This is a genomic window from Enterococcus sp. DIV0703, assembly GCF_051711065.1.
Taxonomy (GTDB): Bacteria; Bacillota; Bacilli; order Lactobacillales; family Enterococcaceae; genus Enterococcus_B; species Enterococcus_B hirae.
Genome location: NZ_JBIOLX010000003.1, coordinates 62,608 through 69,604, shown reverse-complemented (window position 1 = coordinate 69,604; position 6,997 = coordinate 62,608). Strand labels below are relative to the sequence as shown.

6 protein-coding genes are annotated in these 6,997 nt (G+C 35.1%); all 6 read right to left on the bottom strand.

Translation table 11 applies throughout. The features are described from left to right. Positions 1 to 222 precede the first annotated feature (222 nt). Positions 223 to 2,169, bottom strand: a complete 1,947-nt coding sequence (gene mobP2 / locus IGK81_RS14215; RefSeq protein ID WP_196837363.1) for a MobP2 family relaxase — start codon at positions 2,167 to 2,169, stop codon at positions 223 to 225. Next, the gene (locus IGK81_RS14210; protein ID WP_104761964.1) at positions 2,169 to 2,543 is read right to left on the bottom strand and encodes a hypothetical protein; all 375 of its coding nucleotides are present in this window, start codon (positions 2,541 to 2,543) and stop codon (positions 2,169 to 2,171) included. Before IGK81_RS14210 ends, mobP2 begins: the two co-directional genes overlap by 1 nt. Next, positions 2,521 to 2,811 (bottom strand): hypothetical protein, encoded by a 291-nt coding sequence (locus IGK81_RS14205; protein ID WP_104761963.1) that lies wholly within the window; start codon positions 2,809 to 2,811, stop codon positions 2,521 to 2,523. Before IGK81_RS14205 ends, IGK81_RS14210 begins: the two co-directional genes overlap by 23 nt. A 379-nt stretch (positions 2,812 to 3,190) precedes the next feature. Then, on the bottom strand, positions 3,191 to 4,123 hold the full coding sequence (locus IGK81_RS14200) for a hypothetical protein (RefSeq protein WP_104761962.1): 933 nt from the start codon (positions 4,121 to 4,123) through the stop codon (positions 3,191 to 3,193). Positions 4,124 to 4,140: 17 nt separating this feature from the next. After that, a complete protein-coding gene (locus tag IGK81_RS14195; RefSeq protein WP_104761961.1) occupies positions 4,141 to 6,630 on the bottom strand; it encodes a VirB4 family type IV secretion system protein in 2,490 nt (829 codons plus the stop codon). Continuing rightward, on the bottom strand, positions 6,627 to 6,962 hold the full coding sequence (locus IGK81_RS14190) for a DUF5592 family protein (protein WP_002334427.1): 336 nt from the start codon (positions 6,960 to 6,962) through the stop codon (positions 6,627 to 6,629). The genes IGK81_RS14195 and IGK81_RS14190 overlap by 4 nt, the downstream gene beginning before the upstream one ends. Positions 6,963 to 6,997: the final 35 nt, after the last annotated feature.

Genomic DNA, 6,997 nt, shown 5'->3' with positions numbered 1-6,997 from the left:
ATTGAAAAACATCACTTTTCGACGACTATCATATACCCAACTAGAATGTTCTGTATGACGATAATAGTTGCCTTGGCGTTGAAAAGTTTCTCCTTTTGAGATCATATATTCTAAAATATCTGAATTACGTGCTTCCTTTATTTGATTTGGTGAATAATAACTCATCTAACATCCTCCTTTAGTAATAAAAAAAGAACAACTTCAATAAAAGTTGTTCACTCGTCAAACGGATAGATCTAAAATGTTTCGTTCATAAAAGCGTTCATTTCGCCATTGTTCTGTATTCTCTCGCAATACACGTTGCAGTTGATACACTTGTTTTCGTTTGGCTACTTCTTTTTGCCATTGTTTTTGTAACATGGCACGTTCTTTTTTGGATAATGGAAAACGCCGTTTCTTCGTCCATTTCGCTTGTTTTTCAGATAATTCTTTTGTTCGTTGATACATGGAACGCACCTCTTCAGCCTGATCTTGGAATAAATGGTCATAAGAATCTTCTGTTGGTATGGATTGTTCCAATGATTGAAAGTAACGGTGCCATTCTTCCGCTGTTGGTGGTTCATTTTCTTTATGTTGGAAAGGATTGTTTTCAATTTTCTCCACTGATTCTTTCAAACTTTTTACAAATTCCTTTTGGTATTCTGATACTTCAGAACTTTTTGGTAAACACTGATCGATAAAGTATTCGGTTTGTTCACCGAATACTTCTTCTGTGATCGTTCCTTGTCTCGAACTTGTTAAAATCATTTTTTTCAACACCGGAGGAAAATTGCTTTCTTCCACTTCTTGAATGGTCATTCTTTGGTTATTACTTGTGCGAAGTTTCCATTCATTTTTTAATTCTCGTTTGTATTGTTTACGTTCATCGAGTTCTTCCTCAATTACATTTATTTTTTCTTCTTCCGTACGAATATAAGCCAACAAACTTTCCAAAACTGGAGGCTCGTTGGCTCGGTGTCGTGCAGGATTATTTACAATTCGTTCAAGTGCAAGTTGAAAAGCTTCAGTCGGTTTTGTCTGATTCTCTTCTATGATTTTGTCACGATCAACTGACTGATCTTCCATCATCATATCTCCTAATGAACCGTTGACTTGTCTTTTTTTAGGAACGAGATCCATCGCTTGGATTTCTTTTAAAATATGGTTTCCTAGACGTGTGTATAAGGTATGCAATTTATTTTCAGAACTATTCCGACCTTCTCCAAATGCAGACTCTTCTTCTGACTGAATATATGCTTGTCGATCCATCATTTCTTGATACAACTCAGGAAAATTTTGGTCGATAAAAGACTGGATCACTTTGTCTAATTCTTTTTTAAATCCATATTTTTCTGCGTAACCATATTTCTGGTAACCTTTTTGTTCGGGCAATTTTTTAGCCACACGTTGTAAATCCATAACCATATGGTTCATTTGTTCTTGTCCTTGTTCGGAACGTATTCCCTCAATCATTACTTTACGCAACACATCAATTTTCGCACGTTCTTTTTGTAAACCTAACAATTGATTGGCAAAAACTGATTTCATTTTACGCATGGTCTTACGTGAACGATATCCTTTGACCTCAGTAACCAACTCACCTGTTTCTGGATCGACAAACCTTTTCTTCTCTCGAGTCGGATAAGGTTCGACAGTCGCTACATGGACATGAATATTATCTGTATTGTAATGGATAGAAGCTGTCCAAACAGCGGAATCTGTCATTCCTTCTTCTGATAACATCGTAGCCATCGCTAATCGAATGGCTTCATGAATTTTTTCTTCTTTTAATTGATTCGTTCGTTCATCTAAGTAACCATGTTGAACCAGCCATTGATTATCAAATGAAAAAACATCTTGCCACATGACACTTCCATTTTTAGCGGCGGCGGTAAATTGTTCTTTCATTCTTTTTAAATCTTCTTCATTTAATTGGTGTTTATCTGCGGAAAATAGGCGAGACGTTTTGACAGGATTCGCCATATAATGAATGTACCCTTCTAATGTTTCGTCTTCGTCTCCTTCATACGCCGCACTCGTCCCTTCTCTGTTCGTAAAAGCAGAGTAGGCTTCATAGGCTTCATTACGAACAGCTTCTTCTCGATCCATATAATCGATGTAAGACTGAAATGCAGACGAACCTGGTCGAGCAAATTTTCCAGTCATAATAATTCCAGGAGACGAACCCATCAGTCATTCACTCGCTGTTCAAAGTGATGAAAAATCTCTTGATTCCGTTTCATCTCTAAATGATTTTCTGCTTCTCTTAAAATATGATTGGGCTCTTGATCAGACGATTTCATTTTGGGAAAATCTTCGTAATGAAGTCGTGTGTTTTCAATTTCGTACACCACATTCATTTTGTTTTCTAAATTTCGCAACAAACTTTTTCGCAAGCGACGTTCTTCATCTAATTCTTCTTGTAGTTGTTCGATCATTTTTCCTTGTGCTAAGTAACGATCCGCTAAAATATTGATCACTTCGATTTTTGATCCACCAAATTTCTCCAACATCTCATTTAATAATTCTTCCGTTTGTAAATTAGGGTTGATTGAAAACTTCAAGGCTATTCTCCTCTTCTGTATTTATCATTGGTAAAATACCTTTTTTTACATTTAACAAGTAAGCTTGTGTATTTAAATCTAAATGGGCAATCACATCATCTATTATCGCCTTCATTCGTAATTCTGTTTCGAGTACTGCTTCAAATCTTCCAGCTTCTCGAATATATTTTTTCAGTTGTTCGGAAGGATTTTTTTTATATTTTTTACAATAAATTTTAAACTGTTCCCACTCTAAATCATTTACATTTCTCAATCGAACCTCTGTCACTTTCTTACCTCCGTTTATTTTTTAAAATGGAAATTAATTGTTTCAAATTCTCTCCTTTGTTCGATAAAAAATAATAGATTCCATAAAAAATACAACTCATAAAAACAAAAAGGATCAATAAACACAATATAAATCGAATCAAAGATTTCCCTCTCTTTCGTTCTAAAATGTAATTTGCCATTACTAGTGCAAGAGCATAAGACAAAAAGGGGGACAGAATCGTCCCCAACCCGACAGTGTCGGGCTTTTTGCGTGTGTCACTAAAATAGCCGTTTTCACCGTTTAGAAGACGGAATCACAAAATAGGTGACACTAATCATCTAACAGAAGACAGTTTTAACCGATTAGGTGACAGTCAATTTCTCAAAAATGATTAATTTTATTGCCCTCTCTCCTGGTAATCTTGAATCTGTTCATGAAGCTTTTGGATCTTCTCTTGCAATTCCTCATTGTTAGATTCTGCTTCAGTAATTTTTGTCTCATACTCACTAATTTGTGATTGTTTTGTTTGGATTTCTTGATTTGTTTCTTCAATTTCTGTTTTCGTTTCGTATTTCTTTTCGCTTTCTAACTCATTGATTTCCCTCTCAATTCCTTCAATAAATTTTTGACTTTGACGAATCAAATCTTTATTTGTTTGGATCAATTTTTCTGATTCTTTGATTTGTAACTCTAAACATTTTGCCAAATACTTGTCCTCATTTTGTGGTTTTGCCTGTGAATCTTCTGGTACTTTTTTTCGATTCATAAACAAAGCACCTTGTACGGTTTCTTCATCTGGATCGACTTCTTTTCGACCATAGTTTTCAAATAAATCTTGAATACTTTTTGGATCGAAATCAGGATTTGTTGGAGAAACAATCCCAATATCAATGACGATGGATTTCCAATTTTCTGGAATCTGAGAGAGCTGAATCAAATAATAGTTCTCTGTTAAACGGATCAAATGATGCGGAATTTCTTGTTCTGTTTTTGATTCAGAAGCAATCATTTCTAACTTTCCACCCTCTGGCATTGTTCCATCTGCTTTCAATAATATCTCGGCATAATGTGTCTTTTCGTTATAGCCTCGTTCCAATTGTGTAAGGGTTAAATCATTCAAAGAAAGGCTATGATTCACACCAATAGGTGTGTCTGCTAAATCTTTTTCTGTCCCAAAAAGAATGGAAGGTATCGCAAAAAACATCACCATTCCTAATGTTAAAAAAAGAGCCATACGATAAAACTGATCCGCATGCTCGACAAAAAATCGTTTCGTTTTCTTCCATTTTTGTTGAATAAAAGTAACGATAAGGTTCCACCTTCCTCTCAAAAAAATAAGCGTCTAAACTAATGTCCACCGGCAAAAATTTCGATTTCTTCTTTTGATAAATCTATATTCAATTGGAAATTTCCTTTTCCTTTGATAGCTAAAATGGCTTGTCCTTGATTGAGATTGGGAATACTTTCTAATTCGCTCTCACGTAGTGTTTCTTTGAACGAATCTTTTAATTCATCGATCGAACTTGGATCTTGTTTCATAATAAAAGTATAGGTCGACAACTTCAAAAGTTTACGTACTTTCTCCTTAAAGTTGTCGGACGCCCCTTTGGAAAATAAATCTGAAATATCATGCGTAGCTAAGCCTAAACCTCCAAAAGCTTTACGTGCTTCTCGTTCATACCGATCAAGTAAATCAATGGCGTCCATGTTTTCTTGTCGGGTAATATTATGGAATTCATCGATCACTAACAAGGTTCGTATTGCTTCTTCTGGACGTTTCAAATGATTATCTACAAAATATTTTTCTCTCATCCCTCGTGTCATCGCAAGATTCCATACTAAGAAAAGAAGGTTATAAAATTGTGCATTGAATACAGCTTTTCCTTTATTTAACAAACTACTCAAATCAAATGAGACGGAGTAATAATCTTCAAAATTTAAAGTCGTATGTCGATTAAAAATTTTTCCATCTGATCGCAACATGGCTTGGCTAACTGAATAGATTTTATCTAACCTTTTGGCTTCAAACTCTGATAGGCAGGAGCGAAATTTCCTTTCCTCTTCAAACAATTCATTGTGAATAAACCGAGAAAAATCTTCCAATAAAGGATATTGAATCGGTTCATATTGCGTGGCATTTTCCAATACCATTTGGTGATCAGAAAACCATTTTTCATAAAACAAATCAATATACATATCCAATGACGTATTTAGCTCCGGATCATTTTCTCCATGAATATTTGCGAAGATAATTTTCAATTTATTCTTACTAACGTTGTAACTTTCTTGTTCATCCACTTCGCCAGTCAACTCATTAATCACTGTCGCAAATATTTGGAAAGGATTGACTGTTCCATCACGACCAGAAGCATCTAACGACAAACCACCATAAGCTTTCATGAAACGATTATTCTCGGCATTTGCCATAAAATAATACGTATAGTTGCCTAATAAATGATTGTGACTGCCGATCTTTTTCAACGTTGAACTTTTACCAGAACCAGGAATACCGATCAACACAAAATTATAAGAAAGGCGCATATAATCCTTGTGCCACATATCTAAAATAACCAATCCTCCTGTATTGGTTCGACCAAAGTAAAGGCCTCTTGGATCAATTAATTGGCTGTAATTCAATGGATAACTTGCCCCTAGATCATTCGTCGTCAACTCTTTCCCTTGACGATTTTTCGCTTGCTTTTGTTCTTTATGGGAGCGATAAAGTGCCAATAGCTCCGTATCTTCTTCTCCCAAAAAGAAAGAAGCTTTATAACCTCTAATAGAAAGTCGTTGATTGATTTTATCTGCTTGTTGTTGAACTTCATCTTTCGTTTTTCCTGAAATATAGTAACGTGTCGTCACTTCTTTGACGCTCTCATTCCCTGTGATCATGTCCTCCATCAATTCTTTTAATAATTGATACTCAATCCCCGCTTCTTGTCGAATGTCCTCTGAGAATCCCTTTCTCGCATTATCACGACTCTCTCCAATGGATTTATTCAACTCTTTTTTGATTTTGGACAAACCTAAATGAGAAATATCAACTGTGGTAATCACACCAGGTTGACGAAAAATTTGTTCTCCCCAATAAAAAAATTCTTTCTTTGCGTATTTATATAAATGAGAGACACCGATATAATTCCGTCCTGTTTGACTAAACCAATTTCCCTTAAAAGTAATTCCTGTTTGTGGCATGATCTCACTCATAAACTTCCAATCTTCTTTTGCTTTATTACAATAATCTGGGTCAGATAAAGAATCATTAAATTGCGGAGGGCGATCGCCTAAATTGTATAACTGATAAAGTAAACTTTTCTTTTGCGCCACTGAGATTGGATGAATATGAATATATTTGTTCACGCTGTGTAACACTTCAGAACGAGCATTCTCCAACGCTTCTCTTGTTTCTCCAAAAATTTGGATATACACGATATCTTCTAACAATGATTGTGACCGTTCGAGTTCCCATACTTTGTGTTCCCGCTGTTCTTTCAGATACGCACTCCCCTCTTTTGGAAATCGATCATACAAATAATCAATTTGTTGGGTTGTATCTGCCGCATACCCCATAAAAATTAATTTAATGTCTGACGTAGTACTTCGGAAAAAATCTACATAGCTTTGAATCCCTTGGCGCTGAATTTCTGTTGGTTCTTTACGAATCGAATAGTTTTCTAATAATAAATAATCTGTAAATCCATTTCTTGTGACAATACAATCTTCTTCAATCATAGAAACATGATTCATCAGTTTTAAGACACTGTTTGAGATTTTGTAATTTGGTTTGTGTTTCTTTTTCTTCTTTGTTTCTTTTTTTAAGGAATCATCGATAATCATTTTTCTGCCTCCATTAGTTGTTGATTCTCTTCAAACGCTTCTTGTTGCGAAAGATAGATCGTATCTGGATGATAAATAGTCAGATCCTTTCTTAAAAGATCCACAAGTGTGGTAATATTCTTTTGACTTGGTTTCATTGGAGACGGCAACATCCAAAAAATAGTTACCAATACAAGAAATAGACGAAACCACAAGCGTAAAGGAGGATAAACTAAAGCTGCAATATAATTCCAACCATAAAGCAATACACCAAAAAATACGGCGGCATCCATTAAAGTGTAAACACCTCCGACACGCATCGTATCCGTAATTCGGTTAGGTCGAGTAAACATATTTGTTCCTTCCTTTCATTTATCAGTAAAAGTTG